Origin of the sequence: Lactobacillus gallinarum, from assembly GCF_002160635.1 — a bacterium.
Classification (GTDB): Bacteria; Bacillota; Bacilli; order Lactobacillales; family Lactobacillaceae; genus Lactobacillus; species Lactobacillus gallinarum.
The window spans coordinates 1-1,544 of the sequence record NZ_NFKZ01000065.1 but is presented as its reverse complement, the minus strand read 5'-3'; the positions used below and the strand labels follow the sequence as shown (position 1 = coordinate 1,544).

2 protein-coding genes are annotated in these 1,544 nt (G+C 35.7%); both read left to right on the top strand.

The window, feature by feature from the left end; translation table 11 throughout:
- Window positions 1-302 (top strand): recombinase family protein (locus B5E95_RS10270; protein ID WP_162606894.1); only part of this gene is annotated, 302 nt, incomplete at its 5' end.
- Window positions 286-1,544, top strand: a 1,259-nt coding sequence (locus tag B5E95_RS10265; protein WP_162606893.1) for an RNA-guided endonuclease InsQ/TnpB family protein, incomplete at its 3' end; no start/stop codon positions are given. The genes B5E95_RS10270 and B5E95_RS10265, both read left to right, overlap by 17 nt.

Below are 1,544 nucleotides of genomic sequence, written 5' to 3'. Positions count from 1 at the left end.
TTAAATTATTAGACTTAGTTTTGGCAGGCAAAGTTGAAAGAGTAATCATTACTCATCAAGATAGATTGAGTCGTGTAGGGTTTGAGCTATTTGAATACTTGTTTAAAAACTACGGGACAACGATTGAAACTATCTCAAATGAGCTGAATCCTAAGACTGATGAAGAAGAGCTGTTTGAAGAAATTATCAGCCTACTGCATTGCTTCTCTATGAGAGAATATTCTCATAGACGAGTGGAACGTAAGCTTATAGAAAGCACCTTAAATCAGAAAGGCGGTGAAAAAGATGGCAAAAAAGAATAAGCAAGTTCCTAGAAATGACTTGCAATATGAGCAACTAGCCAGTGAATATCTAATTAAAGCTACTCCGAAGCTTGATGAGTATTCTTTAGTAGCACACAATTTGTACAACCGTGCCCTTTTTGACTTAAGACAAGGCTTTTTTAAAAAGAAATATATTAAAGGCTATAGTCAACTCGATCAAATATTTAAAGAACGTTATCAAAAGCGTGAGTTAATGCTTTATCATAGCTTAGGCTATGTCCAATCGGCACAACAGACTTTAAGAGAGGTCACAACTGTTTGGCAATCATTCTTTAAAGCGCTGAAAGCCTACAAAGTAAATCCTAGCAAGTTTAGCGGAAAACCAAGATTGCCCCGTTATTTACGGGACAAACGCCATACCTTCTTTGTAACTAATCAAAACGCTAAAGTTAAAGATGGCTATTTGATTGTTCCAAAATTGGATTTAAAGCTAAAACTTGCGCCTAATATTGAAAAAATTGGACGCGTTGCTTTTAAACCTGTCGCTAATGGCTATAAAGTAATTGTTCCATATAAAGCCAATAAAGAAATTAAATACTTACCAGATAACGGTAAATATATTGGGATTGATCCAGGAATTGATAATGCTTTTGCTTGCGCTTCTAACACTGGTAATCGTCCGCTACTCATTAACGGTCGTGGAATTAAGTCGGTTAACCAGTATTATAATAAAAAGCGTGCTGAATTAAGACAGCTTCAAGCTAGATACCATCAGCTTGAACGAATAATTAATACCAAACAAGGTAAGAAAGTTGTCTATCAAGATACCCAAGCTATGAAGAAAATTACTGCTTGGCGCAATGACAAAATTAGGCAATTTGCCCACAAAGCATCTAAACGTATCGTGGATTATGCGTTAAGCTGTGAGGCAAACACAATTGTCATCGGCAAGAACAAGTCATGGAAAAGAAGTTCAAATATAGGGAAAAGAAATAATCAAAACTTTGTTGGCATTCCCCACCAAGTTATGATCGACATGATTAAATACAAGGCTAATTTAGCAGGAATTACTGTTATTCAAACTAACGAAAGTTACACTAGTCAAACTAGTAGTTTAGATCATGAACAGCCTTGTTGGGAAAACGGCAATAAAAGCAGAAAACGACAAGGTAAAAGCCCTGTTAACAGACGAATTAAACGTGGTTTGTTTAAAGCTAATGATGACCGCTTAATCAATGCGGATATTAACGGAGCTTTGCAAATAATTAGAAAAGTATTCTC